The organism is Streptomyces sp. PA03-3a (assembly GCF_033792735.1).
Classification (GTDB): Bacteria; Actinomycetota; Actinomycetes; order Streptomycetales; family Streptomycetaceae; genus Actinacidiphila.
This window is the reverse complement of record NZ_JARAVM010000036.1, coordinates 56249-71772: the sequence shown is the minus strand read 5'-3', so window position 1 is coordinate 71772 and position 15524 is coordinate 56249. Positions and strand designations below refer to the sequence as shown.

Genomic DNA, 15524 nt, shown 5'->3' with positions numbered 1-15524 from the left:
AGCCCGGTATGGACGACGCCATCAGGCAGCGCTTCACCGAGGCCGCCCGCGAGCCGCGCCCCGACCTCGCGGAGCTGTGCCTGCTCATCGGGGCCGTGGCCGACCCGTCCCTCGACGAGGCCGGGACGGACGCGGCGCAGATGGAACTCGACCGCCTCGCCGGGCTCCTGCCGTACGGTCTCACCGCACCCGCCGACTGGGCCGACGCCGCCGCGGAACTGCTCGGCGGCCGCTGCGGTTTCGGCGGCTCCCCCGCCGACTACCAGCGGCTGGAGTCCTCGCTGCTGCACGAGGTGCTGCGGCGGCGGCGCGGGCTCCCGATCCTGCTGTCGGTGGTCTGGATGGAGGTCGTCCGGCGGGCCGGCGGACCGGTCCACGGGGTCGCCCTCCCCGGGCACTTCATCGTGGGCTTCGGCGACCCCGCGGGCGCCTTCGTGCCGGCCGACCCCTTCAACGGCGGCCGGCGGCTCGGCGAGGAGGACGTGCGGCTGCTGGTGGCGGGCGCGACGGGGACCGCGCCGTCCCCGGCGATGATGGAGCCCGCGGATCCGCTCGACATCGTGCTGCGCGTGCTCAACAACATTCGCGCCTGGGCCTCGGCGCGGCCCGAGCACCTGGGCACGCAGCTGTGGGCGGTGGAGCTGGCGCTGCTGCTGCCCCACCATCCGGCGCGGTTGCGCTTCGAGCACGCGCAGTTGCTGGTACGCAAGGGGGACTTCGCGCGGGGCGCGGCGGAGATGGAGGCGTACGCGGACGTGCTCGCGGAGGCGGAACCGGACGCCGCGACGGCCATGCGCCGGCAGGCGCGGGCCGCCCGCGCGCTCCTCAACTGACGGGGTTCGGGTCGGGTGAGTGGCGGTTGACGGGTGCGGGTTCGTCTCACGCCCTTCGGACGCAAAGCGGCGGGCTGCGGACGGGAGGGTGCGGGCGGGGCCGGTCGGCGGTCAGCAGGTCGGTTCGTGCCGGGGTTCAAGCTCCGGAGCGGGTGGGCTTGATGGTGGGCCGGGGTCTCGTTGCCGTCCGCGGGTGCAGATGCCCGCTTCCACGCCTTCGGTGGGTGGTGGCGCGCCCGCCGTGACCTGCGTCTGCGGGTGCTTCGAGGTGCTGTTGAGCCGTCGGCGGGAGATCGGGCTCTGCTTCGCTGACATCGACGGCGAAACAGGGCCCGATGTCGGGGAAGCACCCGCAGACGCTGGTTACGGCGGTCGCGCCACCCACGAACGGTGGGCGTGGCAACCACTCATCTGCACCCGCGGACGGCAACGAGACCGGCACCACCGGAAGCGCGAACCGCCCCGGAACCCGAACCCCGGCCCTGAAGCGGGCCGCACCGCGACGAGGAGGGCCGCCGCACTCTCCCCCGCCGCAGCCCGCGTCTTTGCGCCCGCAGGGCGCGAGACGGCGGGAGACGCTGACCGCCTAGAGCCAGCCGCGTTCCAGGGCGATGCGCACCGCCTCGGCGCGGTTGCGGGCGGCGGTCTTCTGGATCGCGGTGGAGAGGTAGTTGCGGACGGTCCCCTCGGAGAGGTGGAGGCGGCGGGCGATGTCCGCGTTGAGGGAACCGTCGGCCGCCGCGCGCAGGACGTCGCGCTCGCGCGGGGTGAGGGGGTCGGCCCCCTCCGACAGCGCGGCCGCCGCGAGCACCGGGTCGATCACCTTCTCCCCCCGCAGCACCCTGCGTACCGCCTCCGCGAGTTGCCCCGCGGGCGCGTCCTTGACCAGGAACGCGTCGGCGCCCGCCTCCATCGCCCGGCGCAGGTACCCGGGCCGGCCGAACGTGGTGACGATGACCACCCGCACCTGCGGCAGTGCCGCCCGTACGGCGGCCGCCGCGTCGAGGCCGGTCATCGCGCCGGGCATCTCGATGTCGAGCAGCGCGACCTGCGCCCCGGCGTCGCGGGCCGCGCCGACGACGTCCTCGCCGCGGGCGACCTGGGCGACCACCTCGATGTCCCCCTCAAGTCCCAGCAGCGCGGCCAGGGCCTCGCGCACCATCGACTGGTCCTCCGCCAGCAGCACCCGGATCATGGCCGTGAGCGTAGTCGGCCGGGACGACGGCGCGGAGGGTGAAGCCGCCGTCCGCGACGGTCTCCAGGCGGCCGCCGGCGAGCAGCAGGCGCTCCCCCAGGCCGGTCAGGCCGTTGCCGCGGCGTGTGCCGCCGGCTCCGGGGCCCCGGCCGTCGTCGGCGACGGTGAGCCGTACCGTGCCCTCGTCCTCGTCGACCGTGACCGCGCACCGGGAGGCACCGCTGTGCCGTACGACGTTGGTGACGGCCTCGCGCAGGGCCCAGGCCAGCGCTGCCTCGGCCTCCGGCGTGAGCGGGGCGGTCACCGTCCCGGGCAGCCGGGCGCGGATGCCGGCGGCCTGCAGGACGCCTCGGGCGCCGGCGAGCTCGGCGGCGAGGGTGCGCCTACGGTAGCCGCTGACGGCCTCGCGGACGTCCACCAGGGCCTGCCTGCTGACCCGCTCGATGTCGGCGACCTGCGCGGCGGCGTCCTCGGGGCGGCCGGGGAGCATGCGTCCGGCCAGTTCGCTCTTGAGGGTGATCAGCGACAGCGAGTGGCCGAGCAGGTCGTGCAGGTCGCGGGCGAGCCGCAGCCGCTCCTCCGTGGCCGCGAGCTGGGCGACGGCCGCCCGGGCCTCGCGCAGCTCGCGGGTGGTCCGCACCAGCTGGCGCACGCCCATCATGGCGTAGCCGCCGAGCAGGCACGGCACGAGCAGCGAGAGCACCAGGTCCCGGGCCGCCCCGGTGAGCCCGGCGACGGCCGCGAGCACCGCGGTGACCAGCGGGATCGCCCAGCGGGCTTGGCGGCCGGGCAGCACCGCCCCGCAGCCGACGGCGAGGTAGACGAACAGCACGAGGAAGGCCTCGCCCAGGGTGAACGTCATCAGCAGGGCCAGCGCGCCGAGCAGCAGGAGCTGCCCGTACACCCAGCGCGGCTGGTGTTCGGCGTTCGTCCGCAGGAAGACGATGCCCAGGTAGGCGGCGACGAAGGCGGTGAGCCCGAGCCAGCCCAGCACGGTCGCGGTCAGGCCGTGCCCGCCCTCGGCGAGGTCGCTGACCGGGGCGCCGAGGTAGAGCATCCACATGGCCACCCAGACCAGCTTGACGACTGCCTGACGGCGGTTCTCCGGGGCCCTGCCGATCGCCGGGGCGTCCCGGGGCTCGGCGGACTCCCGCTGCTGCGTCGTTCCGGCGGGCACGGTCCTTCTCCTCTCAGGCCTTCGCGGTGTCCTTGCGGTACATCCAAGCGGCTGTCCCAGCGAACACCAGCCCGTACACGACCAGCACCGCGACGTCCCCGGCGTGCGGGGCGCGGCCGGACTCGACGGCCTGGCCGAGCGCCGCGTACGGCCGGGACGGGAGCAGCTCCGCGATGTCGCGCAGCCAGCCGGGGAAGGAGTCGAAGGGCACCCACAGACCGCCGAGCAGGGCGAGCCCGAAGTAGGCGATCATCGCGACGGGGCGGGCGGTCTCCGCCGAGGCGACGTAGCCGATGGCCACGCCCAGCGCCGCGAAGACGAAGCTCCCCGCCCAGCTGGTCAGGAGCACCCCGGCCCACTGCCAGGCGGCCATCCGCACGCCCTTCACGGCGCCGCCGGCGAGCAGCACGAGCACGATCGAGGGCAGGCTGACGGTGGCGGCCGCGGCGACCTTGGCCAGGACGTAGCCCCGCCCGGGAAGGGCGGTGAGCCGCAACTGGCGCACCCAGCCCTTGTCGCGCTCCCGCGCGATCCGCTCGGAGTTGCCCATGAGCACGGCGGTCATGGCGCCGAAGGCGCACATCGCGACCATGTAGTACGGCACCATCGCGGCCTTCTGGCCGGCCGTCAGGATCATGAAGAGCAGCACCGGGTACAGCACCGAGAAGAACATGAACTTGCGGTTGCGCAGGACGCGCAGGATCTCCAGCCGGGCCAGCGTCCTCATCGCGCCGCCACCTCCTTCTCGGACGACTCCGTGATGGCCAGGAAGGCCTGCTCCAGGCCGAGCCCGGCGACCTCCAAATGCCGGGGGTAGAGCCCGGCGGCGTAGACGGCGTGCACCGTCGCGTCGGCGTCCGTGGAGCGGATGCGCACCGTGCGGCCGGTGATCTCCACGTCCGTGACCCGCGGCAGCGCCCGCAGGGAGGACTCCTGCGGCGGGGTGTCCAGGTCGAAGACGATACGCCGGACCCCGGCCCGCGCCTTGATCTCGGCGGCGGTGCCGTCGGCCACCAGCCGGCCGCCCTGCAGGACGAGCACCCGGTCGGCGACGGCGTCCGCCTCCTCCAGGTAGTGGGTCGCGAAGAGCACCGTGCGGCCCTGCTTCACCTGGCCGCGCATGGCCTCCCAGAAGGCCTGCCGGGCGGAGACGTCCATGCCGGTGGTGGGCTCGTCGAGGATCAGCAGGTCGCTCGCGCCGGCCGTGGCCAGGGCGAAGCGCACGCGCTGCTCCTGGCCGCCGGAGAGCTTGTCGACCTTGCGGTCGGCGATGGACTCCAGTCCGGCGGCCGCCATCACCTCGGCGACGGGGTGGGCGCGCGGGTGCAGGTCGCAGGCGAGCCGTACGAGCTCGCGCACGGTGACCTCCTCCATGAGGCCGCCGCTCTGCAGCACGGCGCCGACCCGGCCCTCGGCGATCGCCCGGCGCGGGGTGGTGCCGAAGACCTCGACGGTGCCGGAGTCGGGGACGCGCAGCCCCAGGAGCAGGTCGAGGGTGGTCGACTTGCCGGCGCCGTTCGGGCCCAGCAGGGCGACGGTCTCACCGGGGTGGAGGGTCAGGCTCAGGTCGTCGACGGCCCGGACCTGACCGAAGCTCTTGCTCACGTGCGTGAACACTGTTGCGGTCATGACGAAAGCCTCGCCGACGGCGGTATCCGGGCGGCAGTGCCCGGCGTCCTGTCCCGCGGGTGACAGATGTCATGGGTGTGGCCCCGGTACGGGTACCGGGGCCACAGCCGTCACACGTGGAACGGGCGACCGAGGGTCAGGAGGTGCCCTCGATGGTCACGGTCTTCTTGGCGGCGTCGGAGGTCTGCAGCGCGGGCAGCATCGCGGAGGCGACGTCCTCCGGGGTGACGGCGGTCTTGCTGCCGTCGCCGCGCTCGACCAGCACCCCGTCGAAGGCACCGCCGTACAGGCCCTGGAGCACCTTGCGGTCGATGTACGGGGTCAGGTTGCCGTCCTGGTCCGGAACCATCGTGAGGATCTGCGACAGCGACTTCTGCGGGCTGAACGGGATCTCCGCGGCGCCCGCGCGGACGGTGACGAAGCCGGACATGGCCGTCTTCCCGAAGCCGTCGACGGCCTTGTCGAGCTCCTCCTGCGTCACCTTGGGCTGGACGGTGGTGGCCTTCAGGCTCACGGTGCCCGGCTTGCCGGTGGCGACCTGCGTGGAGTACGCGCTGATGACCACGTCGACCGAGGCGCCCGCGTCCACGCCCTGGTGGGGCTTGCCGGGGACGGCGACGGCTTTGCCGTTCACGAACTTGACCATGCCCTCGGAGCCGGAGCCGCCCAGCCCCTGGGAGAGCTTCTCCAACTGGGCGCGGAGCTTCTCGTTGTCCGTGGTCAGCACGGGGTCGGCCGCACGCGAGACGCCGAACAGCGAGCCGATGACGGTGACCGGGTTGTAGTCGCGGTGCGCCACGTTGGCGACGGTCGCGTCGGTGTCGAAGACGAGACCGGCGGCCGCCGGCTTGAGCGCCTTGCGCTCGTCGCCGATGGTGACGGTGATCGGCGCGTTCTTGCGGGAGCCGAGCGCCTGGTCGAGGAGCGCGACGGCCTGGTCCTTGGACTTGCCGCCGATCCCGACACCGTAGACGGTCGTGCCGGCCGGCACGTCGGAGTGGTCCATCAGCAGTCCGGCGCCGTAGGCGATGCCGAGCACGCCGAGCACGCCGACGCCCACCAGTATGAGCTTGGAGCGGCCCTTGGCCTTGGGCTCCGCCGCGCTCTGGCGGGCGGGGGGCGCCGCCGGCTCGTCCTGCTCGAAGCGGTACATCTCGCCGCCGGCCGGGGCTGGCCGGTTGACCGAGGGCCCCGCGGGGGGAACCGCCGGGATGCCGCTGACGACGGTGTCCCCGGACAGCCGCTCGGACGCGGAGGGCGGGAACGGGGTCGGGTACGGGGAACGGCCGGCCGCGGGCCCCGCCGGGGGCACGCGCATCTCACCGGTGACCGGGCCCGCGGTGGGCCCGGACGGCGGCTGCTGCTGCTGCCCAGGGAAGGGCAGACCGGCTCCGGGACCCGCGGGTCCCGCGCCGGGACCGCCGGGGAACGGGCGCTGCGGCGGAGCGGGGCGCCCCGGTCCGGCCGGACCGCCGGGACCGCCGGGGCCACCGGGACCCACCGGACCGCCGGGACCCACCGGACCGCCGGGACCACCAGGACCACCAGGACCGCCCGGCGCCACGGGACCGCCGGGGCCGGCCGGGCCGACCGCGCCGTCGTTCAGGTACGGGATGCCACCGCGCCGGGGCAGGCCGGGGGCGGCACCCGGTCCGGGGACCGGACCGCGCTCCGGGGGACCGGGCTGGGCGGGGATGTCGCCGCGCTGGACCGGCTGGGTGAGCTCGGGGGCGGAGAACTCCTGGGTCACCTCGGGGGTGGCCGGCGAGGCCTTCCGCGGCGCGAACCAGTCGCTCGTCGGCTTCTCGCCCCGCGGCGCGGGAGCCGGCTCCGCGGCGGGCTCGGGCGCGGGCGCCGGGGCGCCCTGACCGGCCCCGGTGCCGCCGCCGGCGTTCCAGCCGGCGGGCGGGGCCGCCTCGGCCGCGGGGGCGGCCGGTGCGGACCCGCCGGGCGCCTCGCCCTCCGTGCCGCCCTCGACGGGCGTGCGGACGACGACCGGCGGGATCGGCCGGGACCCGGGGATGTTGATGCGCACCCGGGTGGTCAGTGTGGTCTCGGTCTTGGTCTCCTCCGCTGCGGGAGCATCGGCGGGCTCCCCGTTCGCAGCACCCTCGCGCGGGCCCTCCTGCGGATGCAGCGACGGAAACGGTCGGGTTCCGTACGGCGGGGTACCCGACGGGTACGCGGCTCCGCCCCGGCCCTGGGGGCCGGGGGACGGACGATCAGTTTCACGACTCAAAGCAGGCTCTCCCGGTTCGCTTCGCCACCCGTCACGGCCTTTCCGCGGGCGGCCCGGCGGCGCGCACCACCATACTGGGCACCGCGTCGGAGCCGCCTGCCCGCCGGATGGAGACCGCCCTGATCAAAGGGGTTTATACGACGTCGGCCGCCAAAACGGACGACGTTTGCTCCGTAACGGACGCAACGTGGCGCCTATGGTGCCTCAAGTGATCCACCAGCGGGAGGACGGGGTTGCACAAGCGTGGCCGACATCACGCCCGCCATCGCTCCGCCCAACAGGTAGACGTACGGGCTGATTCCGTTGGCGAACAGGAAATCGCCCTCCGGGCGGGCGGAACTGAGCAGCATCACGGTGATCAGCCACACCGCCGCCGGCACCACTGCGCCCAGCCGCGTGCCGGTGAGCCTGGCACCGCCGTGGAAGAGCGCCGCGCTCCCGGCGAGCGCGAGCAGCAACCCGCCCGGGAACCAGGCGGCCTGCACCAGCGACCCCGCGACGCCGACCAGGGCGCCCAGGATTGCGAGCACGGGGTAGGCGGCGCGCCTCATGCCCCGGTCCCCGCGAACAGGTCGTCCTCCAGGTCCCCGGCCGGCTCGGGGGCGCCCTTGACCAGGCGGTAGAACTCGGCGCCGAACAGGGGCTGTCCGAGGTCGTTGGAGAGCGCGAAGAACGGGCCGTCGACCGCGATCTGGGTCACATGGGCCTTCATCGCCGCGGCCTTGCGCTCGGCGTAGCGGGCCTCCACGTCGATGGCGGCCGTCACCTGGTCGTCGTCGACCAGGCCCGGGACGTCGTCGGCGGTCGCGATGCCCTCGAAGGGGATCTGCCCGCCGGCCGCGTGCAGCCGGGCGAAGCCCTCCTCGACCACGCTGCGCGGGACGCAGTTCCAGTAGACCTTGGCGATGGAGTGCGGGTCGCCGAGGTCGCGCCGGTAGGCCGGCTCCGCGGCCAGCTCCGCGGCGCGCATGGCGACCCGGTGCGCCTTGATGTGGTCGGGATGCCCGTAGCCGCCGTCGGGGTCGTAGGCGACCAGGACCTGCGGACGGACCTCGCGGATCACCTCCACGAGGTAGGAGGCCGCGAGGTCGAGGTCCGCCTGCCAGAAGCTGTCGGGCCGGTCGTTCTGCGGCACGCCCATCATCCCGGAGTCCCGAAAGCGGCCGGGGCCGCCCAGGAAACGGTGGTCGGTGACGCCGAGCTGGACCATGGCGTCGGCGAGTTCGCCGGTCCGGTGCGCGCCGAGGGTGTCGTCGCGACCGGGCGCCAGGTGTGCCAGCTCGGGCGGGATGACCTCGCCCTCCTCACCGAGTGTGCACGTCACCAGGGTGACGTGCGCGCCCTCGGCGGCGTACTTGGCCATGGTGGCGCCGTTGTTGATCGACTCGTCGTCGGGATGCGCGTGGACGAGCAGCAGTCGCCGGGCGGGCAGTGCGGTCATGAGGAGAGCCTAGGGCAGGCCCTGGGGCTTTCCCGGAGTGAGCCACGGGCTCAGAACTTGAAGTCCCCGATCATGCCCGCGACATTGCTGGTGAGGTCCCGGATCGTCGGCGCGATGGAGGAACTCGCGAGGTAGAACCCGAGCAGTACGCAGACAACCGCGTGCCCCGCCTTCAAACCGGCCTTCCTGACCAGCAGGAAGACGACGATCAGCAGCAGCAGCACCGCCGAAATCGAAAGTGCCACAGCGGCTCACCTCCAGGGCCTCGTGGTCCGACAGCAGTTGCCAACCGTTTGTTACCCACTCTCGGCAGTGGATCATAACTTTGTGGCGCACCGCATAGCTCGTCGCACGGGAGCACACGGGGGCGCATGGCCGGATCTCGCGGTTGGCGTGCGCGGGGCTCACCGGCGGGCGGGTGACACACTCCCCCCATGACGCAAGCGCTCTCGTTCCCGCGGCAGTACGCCCGCACGCAGCGGTTCTCGCTCGGCGCCCCGCGCGCCTTCACCGTGTCGCCGGACGGCGACCGGGTCGTCTTCCTGCGCTCCCGTTCCGGTACCGACCGCTCGCACCTGCTCTGGGTGCTGGACCCGGAGTCCGGCGCCGAGCGGGTCGCGGCGGACCCCGCGGTGCTGCTGTCCGGCGCGGCGGAGGAGCTGTCGCCGCAGGAGCGGGCGCGCCGGGAGCGCAGCCGGGAGGGCTCGGCCGGGATCGTCGGCTACGCGACCGACGACGCGGTGGAACTGGCCGCGTTCGCCTTGTCCGGCCGGCTGTTCACGGCGGAGCTGCGGGCGGGCACCGCCCGGGAGATCGCCGTGCCGGGCCCGGTGGTGGACCCTCGTCCGTCGCCGGACGGCCGCCTGGTGGCCTACGTGGCGGACGGCGCGCTGCGGGTGGTGGCCGCCGACGGCGGCGGGGACCGTGTGCTGGCCGCGCCGGGGGGACCGGACGTCACCTACGGCCTGGCCGAGTTCATCGCCGCCGAGGAGATGTCCCGCAGCCGCGGCTACTGGTGGTCCCCGGACGGCACCCGCGTACTGGCGGCCCGGGTGGACGCGTCGCCGGTACGCCGCTGGTGGATCGCCGACCCCGCGAACCCCGGGCAGGCACCGGCCGAGGTGGCCTACCCGGCGGCGGGCACGCCGAACGCCGAGGTCACGCTGGTGCTGCTGACCCTGGACGGCACGGCCACCGCGGTGGAGTGGGACCGCGAGCGCTACCCGTACCTGGCACAGGTGCACTGGTCGGCGGCGGGTCCGCCGCTGCTGCTCGTCCAGACCCGCGACCAGCGCGAGCAGCTGTACCTGGCGGTGGACACCGCCACCGGAGACACCCGGGAGGTGCACCGGGACCGCGACGGAATCTGGCTTGATCTTTTCGCCGGGGTGCCCGCGTGGATGTCCGGCGAGCGCCTGGTCCGGATCTCCGACGAGAACGGCTCGCGGTCGCTGTTCGTCGGCGAACAGCCTTGGACAGGGCCGGAGTTGCACGTACGTGCGATGCTCGGAAGGGATGGCGACGGCATCCTGCTGTCGGCCTCCGCGGGGCACGGGGCCCAGGACCCGGAGATCGGCGAGATCCATGTGTACCGGGCCGACGGGGGGCCGGGCGGACCGGTCCGGCTGAGCGATGGACCGGGCGTGCACTCCGCGGTGCGCGCCGGGGCCGTCACGGTGCTGTCGTCCGCGTCGCTGGAGTCGGCGGCTACGGCCGTGCGGGTGCTGCGGGACGGCGAGCGGGTGGCGGAGATCGCCTCCCACTCCGAGACCCCGGTCCTCACCGCGCGCCCGGCGCTGGTCAGCGCCGGCGAGCGCGGCATCCCGGCGGCGGTGCTGCTCCCCTCGGGGCACCGGGAGGGCGACGGGCCGCTGCCGGTGCTGATGGACCCGTACGGCGGGCCGCACGGCCAGATGGTGGTGAGCGCGCAGCGCGGCTATCTGCAGGCGCAGTGGCTGGCCGACCAGGGCTTCGCGGTGGTCGTCGCGGACGGCCGGGGCACCCCCGGGCACTCCCCCGCCTGGGAGAAGGCGATCGCCGGCGACTTCGCGGGCGTCACGCTCGACGACCAGGTCCACGCGCTGCACGCGCTGGCCGGCCACTACCCCCTGGACCTCGACCGGGTGGGCATCCGCGGCTGGTCCTACGGCGGCTACCTGGCGGCGCTCGCGGTGCTGCGCCGCCCGGACGTCTTCCACGCCGCGGTGGCGGGCGCCCCGGTCACCGACTTCCGGCTGTACGACACGCACTACACCGAGCGCTACCTCGGCCACCCCGAGGAGGAGCCGGCGGCGTACGCCGCCAACTCCCTGGTCACCGACGCCGGTCTGAGCGACCCGGCGGACGAGGTCCGGCCGTTGATGATCATCCACGGCCTCGCCGACGACAACGTGGTGGCCGCCCACACCCTGCGGCTGTCCTCCGCGCTGCTGGCCGCCGGCCGCCCGCACGAGGTGCTGCCGCTGTCCGGGGTCACGCACATGACGCCGCAGGAGGAGGTCGCCGAGAACCTGCTCCTGCTCCAGGTCGACTTCCTCAAGCGCGCCCTGGGCGTCTCACGGGGTTAGGGCCGGTCAGGGCCCGCCCTGAGGCGGGTCCTGCAGGTACGCCGCCCGTGCCTCGGAGGCGGGGCCGGGCGGCGGCGACTGCCCGTAGGAGCCGAAGACGGGGAGGACGGCGGTCTGCTCGTACAGCGGCATGGACAGGTTGTCGGCGGCCGCCGGGATCTCCGCCTCCGCGTACGGGTCGCCGCCGGGCACGCCCACCGCGGCCAGGTCCCCGGGGGCGAGCAGCAGCGTCACCACCAGGGCGGCGCCCACCGCGAAGGCGGCGGCGAAGTCGTCGGCGCCCGGGGCGTCGATCCGGGAGGTCCCGATCACCGGGACCGCGGTCACGGTCGCCAGCGCGGCCACGGAGATGCCCAGCGGACGGGCGAACGGGGCCCGCGCGAACGCGGCGAGGCCCGCGGCCGCGGCCAGCCCGGCGGTCGCCCAGACCAGCCACTCGTAGGGCGCCCCCAGTTGGGAGCCGACCAGGTAGCCGCCCTTGGCGGTGCGCCAGAAGAAGCCCGGCGGCAGCGGCGCCTGCGGGTCGGAGCGCCGGGAGAACTCCAGGACGCCGGCGATGAGCGCGACCACCAGCAGCAGCATCCCCGCCAGCACGCCCGCCGCGGGCCGCGGCGGGGCGGGCGCGTCCTCGCCGGTGCGCCGTACGACGAGGAGCAGCACGAGGGCGCCGGCGATCTGCCCGCCCGCGGTCAGCAGCAGCGCCCCCTGCAGTCCGGGCGGCCCGCCGCCCGCGGAGGGGGACAGGAGGTACACCGTGGGGGTGCGCAGCGCGAGGGTGACCACCGCGGCCGCCCCGAGGACCCCGACGCCGCCGGGTTTGAGGGACGCGACCGCTGCGGCCACGTAGAGCCCGAGGAGCAGCAGGTCCACGGTGGAGGTCACCAGCGGCGCCCCGCCGACCGGCACCGCGAGTCCCGCCCACACCCTGACGGCGCCCTCCGCCCGGAACTGCACGAGGTCCTGGCCCAGCCAGACCGCCTCGGCGGCCCCCAGGGCGGCGCAGACCGTTCCTCCGAGCCGATACGCCTGCCGCATGGCCACCTCCTCGGCCTTTCCGGCAGCACTGTCGTTTGGCCTTCGCAGGGGATACGCAGCGGACCGCCCGACCGTTCACCGCGGACGCACGGCGGCCGGCCGGGGTGATGCGTGATCACCCCGGCCGGCCCACGGCACCCGCACGGCCGTACGCTGCTCAGCGTGGCACGTTCGTATATCGGTGATGCGTCGGGCAAGTTGCCTGCGTGTAAAAGAGTTTCATCCTGAATCCTCCGTATTCGCCGAGGGAATGCGGAAGGTGTCAAGCACGCGTTCACGACAGTATCCAAAACCTTGCCCCAAGATACCGGCGATCTTGTCTCTCGATCGCTTCACCCCCTTGACTGGCCGCCAAATCCATTGCCCAATACCGGCTAGCTAGCCACGGGCGTTCACAGGCGCCACCAAAACTCCTTGGTGCGGGGGCAGATGAGCATGTCCAGTCCGAGCACGGCCGCGAAGGAGCCGGAACCCGTTCCGGCAGAGGCGCCCGCCCCTGTCGAGGGCACCGGGAAGCAACCCTCGGAACTCGTCGGGCGCTCCCCCGGTCAGCTTGCCTGGCTGCGCTTCCGGCGCGACCGCACGGGCATGGCCTGCGCCGGCGTCGTCATCTTCTACCTGGTCGTGGCGCTGGCCGCGCCGCTGATCTCCAAGGTGTACGGGAAGAACCCGTACGAGCTGTACGGCCAGGACCTCGGGCTGCTGAACAGCTACGGGATCCCGCTCAAGCCCAACGGCGGCATCGACGGCGACTTCTGGTTCGGGCTCGAACCCCAGCTCGGCCGGGACGTGTTCACCCTGCTGATCTACGGGATCCGCACCTCGCTGGGCATCGCCCTCGCCGTGACCACGGTCTCCGTCGTCGTCGGCGTGCTGATCGGGCTCGTCCAGGGGTATCTCGGCGGGCGCACCGACTACTTCGTGGGCCGGTTCTCGGACCTGATGCTGTCCTTTCCGCAGCAGCTCTTCTTCATCGCCTTCACGCCGGTGATCGTCGCGCTGTTCGTCTCCCCGCGCGACGAGGAGCCGACCTACGTGCGCATCGCGGCACTGGTCATCGTCCAGTTCGTGCTCGGCTGGATGAGCGTGGGCCGGCTGGTCCGGGCCCAGGTGCTGAGCCTGCGCGAACGCGAGTTCATCGAGGCCGCGAGGATCAGCGGCGCCTCGTCGGGGCGGATCATCCGCAAGGAACTGCTGCCCAACATCTGGTCCACGATCCTCGTCCAGTCGACCCTGCTGCTCCCGGTGAACGTCACGGCCGAGGCGGGCCTTTCCTATCTCGGCGTCGGAATCCTGCCGCCCACCCCGGACTGGGGACTGATGTTCCAGCAGGCCGCGGCGTACTACGAATCCGACGTCACGTTCATGTTCTTCCCCGGCATCGCCATGGTGATCTTCGTGGTCGCCTTCAACCTGCTCGGGGACTCGGTCCGGGACGCACTCGATCCCAAGACCGTGCGCTAGGTGTCCAAGCCGCCGCGCCGGGCCCCTGTGGGGGGAGACCGGGCACGTCGGTATCCGCAGTTCGGTTCACTGACAGGCAGGGATCAATGAGAATTCGCAAGGCGCGTCATGCCTCCGCGTTCCTGGCGTTGGGAGCTCTGACGCTGTCCGCCGCGTGCAGCAGCGGTGGCGGCGGGGGGACGGGCACCGGCGGCGGCGAGGGCAAGCAGGCCACCGTGCAGAACTTCGGCATCGGCACGGCCGCCGACTCCAAGGGCCCCGCCCCGGAGGTCCCGGGCGCCGCGAAGGGCGGCACTGCGTACGACCTCGACCAGGCGGGCTTCGACTACCTGGACCCCGGCCAGCAGTACGTCAGCGACCAGCTGTCGGTACAGCTGCTCTACAACCGCTCGCTCACCGGCTACAAGATCGACGCCAAGACCGGGAAGACGATCCTGGTCGGCGACCTCGCCACCGACACCGGCAAGTCCTCCGACGGCGCGAAGACCTGGACCTTCACCCTCAAGGACGGCCTGAAGTTCGAGGACGGCACGCCGGTCACCTCCAAGGACGTCAAGTACGGCGTCGAGCGGCTCTTCGCCGACTACCAGACGCAGGGCCCGCAGTACATCCAGAAGTGGCTCTACGGCGCCGACTACCGCAAGGCGTACACCGGCCCCTACGAGGGCAAGGAGATCCCCGCCGACAAGATCGACACGCCGGACGACAAGACCATCGTCTTCCACTTCCTGGAGGCGCACGCCGACGCGCCTTACGCGGCCGCGATGCCGAACATCTCGCCGGTGCCGAAGGCCAAGGACGACAAGCAGAAGTACAACAACCACCCGGTCGCGACCGGCCCGTACAAGATCGCCAGCTACAAGCCGGGCAAGGAGCTGGTCTTCGAGCGCAACGCCAACTGGGACCCGAAGACCGACCCGATCCGCAACGCCTACCCGGACAGCTGGAACTTCCAGCTCGGCATCGCCGAGCCCGGCCTGACCAACCGGCTCGCGGCCGAGGACGGCAACGACAAGTACGCGGTGAACCTCTCCGGTTCCTCCGACCCGTCGAAGATGCAGACCCTGACGACGGACCCGCAGTACAAGTCGCGGACGGTGAACCAGTACCAGCCGTACGTCGAGGTCATCAACATCAACACCAAGCGGATCACCGACCCGAAGGTCCGCCAGGCGATCATGTACGCCTTCCCGATGACCCAGGTCCAGCAGGCCTTCGGCGGCGGCGCGCAGGGCGAGCTCGGCACCACCCTGCTCAGCCCGACGGTGGCCGGCTGGAAGAAGTACGACCCCTTCGGCAAGCTCGACAAGCCCACCGGTGACATCGAGAAGGCCAAGGAGCTGCTCAAGGAGGCCGGCGGCACCGGCAAGGTCAAGCTCTCCTACGCCTACGCCAACACCCCGCGCTGGCAGAACGTGTCGCTGACCATCGAGAAGGCACTGGAGAAGGCCGGCTTCGACGTCCAGCGCAAGGCCATCGACCCGACCTCGTACTACACGGTCGTCGGCAAGCTCGACACCCCGTACGACCTCTACCGCACCGGCTGGGGCGCGGACTGGCCCAGCGCCTCGACCGTGGTCCCGCCGACCATGGACGGCCGCAACCTCGCCGACGGCACCAACAACTACTCGTTCCTCAACGACGAGCACGTCAACTCCGAGATCGACCGGATCCTGGCGATCACGGACATCAAGAAGCAGAACGACGAGTGGCGGACCCTGTCGGAGTACGTGCTGAAGAACGACACGTCGCAGATCCCGTTCATCTTCGACAAGTACTTCAACATCCACGGCTCGGGCCTCGGCGGCGTCACCTACAACGAGGTCTACGGGACCATCAACCCGAACACGATCTTCGTCAAGCAGTAGCCACAGCGCACCCGCGCCGGTCCCGGCCTCTCCCCGGGCCGGGACCGGCGCCCCGACGGAACCGACGGAGAGCCTG

General features: G+C 72.8%; 13 protein-coding genes. 4 read left to right on the top strand and 9 right to left on the bottom strand.

Annotated features, from left to right (window positions below; all coding sequences use genetic code 11):
• The first annotated feature begins 8 nt into the window (after positions 1-8).
• Positions 9-833 carry a transglutaminase family protein gene (locus tag PV342_RS33065; protein ID WP_400798664.1) on the top strand — a complete coding sequence of 275 codons (825 nt, stop codon included), beginning with the start codon at positions 9-11 and terminating at the stop codon, positions 831-833.
• A gap of 586 nt (positions 834-1419) precedes the next feature.
• Here the strand turns inward: PV342_RS33065 and PV342_RS33060 are convergent.
• From PV342_RS33060 to PV342_RS33025, 8 genes are all read right to left on the bottom strand, one after another.
• Entirely contained in the window at positions 1420-2028 is a 609-nt protein-coding gene (locus PV342_RS33060; protein WP_400798667.1) for a response regulator transcription factor, read from the bottom strand.
• On the bottom strand, positions 1958-3205 hold the full coding sequence (locus PV342_RS33055; RefSeq protein ID WP_500319906.1) for a sensor histidine kinase: 1248 nt from the start codon (positions 3203-3205) through the stop codon (positions 1958-1960). Before PV342_RS33055 ends, PV342_RS33060 begins: the two co-directional genes overlap by 71 nt.
• Positions 3206-3218: 13 nt before the next feature.
• A complete protein-coding gene (locus tag PV342_RS33050) occupies positions 3219-3932 on the bottom strand; it encodes an ABC transporter permease (protein ID WP_018561456.1) in 714 nt (237 codons plus the stop codon).
• Positions 3929-4834 (bottom strand): ABC transporter ATP-binding protein, encoded by a 906-nt coding sequence (locus PV342_RS33045; protein WP_500319904.1) that lies wholly within the window; start codon positions 4832-4834, stop codon positions 3929-3931. The genes PV342_RS33050 and PV342_RS33045 overlap by 4 nt, the downstream gene beginning before the upstream one ends.
• A gap of 136 nt (positions 4835-4970) precedes the next feature.
• Positions 4971-7073 carry a VanW family protein gene (locus PV342_RS33040; protein ID WP_500319902.1) on the bottom strand — a complete coding sequence of 701 codons (2103 nt, stop codon included), beginning with the start codon at positions 7071-7073 and terminating at the stop codon, positions 4971-4973.
• A 194-nt stretch (positions 7074-7267) separates the two neighbouring features.
• Positions 7268-7624, bottom strand: coding sequence for a DUF6113 family protein (locus PV342_RS33035; protein ID WP_018561453.1), 357 nt, complete (start codon positions 7622-7624; stop codon positions 7268-7270).
• The gene (gene mshB, locus PV342_RS33030; RefSeq protein ID WP_500319900.1) at positions 7621-8514 is read right to left on the bottom strand and encodes an N-acetyl-1-D-myo-inositol-2-amino-2-deoxy-alpha-D-glucopyranoside deacetylase; all 894 of its coding nucleotides are present in this window, start codon (positions 8512-8514) and stop codon (positions 7621-7623) included. The genes PV342_RS33035 and mshB overlap by 4 nt, the downstream gene beginning before the upstream one ends.
• Positions 8515-8564: 50 nt before the next feature.
• Positions 8565-8759, bottom strand: coding sequence for a hypothetical protein (locus PV342_RS33025; RefSeq protein WP_026251431.1), 195 nt, complete (start codon positions 8757-8759; stop codon positions 8565-8567).
• Positions 8760-8948: 189 nt separating this feature from the next.
• On the opposite strand from PV342_RS33025, the gene PV342_RS33020 reads away from it, so the two are divergent.
• Positions 8949-11081: a S9 family peptidase gene (locus PV342_RS33020; protein WP_400798691.1), complete on the top strand. Its 2133-nt coding sequence runs from the start codon at positions 8949-8951 to the stop codon at positions 11079-11081.
• A 6-nt stretch (positions 11082-11087) separates the two neighbouring features.
• On the opposite strand, the gene PV342_RS33015 is transcribed toward PV342_RS33020, so the two are convergent.
• A complete protein-coding gene (locus PV342_RS33015) occupies positions 11088-12116 on the bottom strand; it encodes a hypothetical protein (RefSeq protein WP_500319897.1) in 1029 nt (342 codons plus the stop codon).
• A gap of 435 nt (positions 12117-12551) precedes the next feature.
• On the opposite strand from PV342_RS33015, the gene PV342_RS33010 reads away from it, so the two are divergent.
• Both PV342_RS33010 and PV342_RS33005 read left to right on the top strand, forming a co-directional pair.
• Positions 12552-13580, top strand: coding sequence for an ABC transporter permease (locus PV342_RS33010; protein WP_500319919.1), 1029 nt, complete (start codon positions 12552-12554; stop codon positions 13578-13580).
• A gap of 86 nt (positions 13581-13666) precedes the next feature.
• Entirely contained in the window at positions 13667-15448 is a 1782-nt protein-coding gene (locus PV342_RS33005; protein ID WP_329185908.1) for an ABC transporter substrate-binding protein, read from the top strand.
• Positions 15449-15524: the final 76 nt, after the last annotated feature.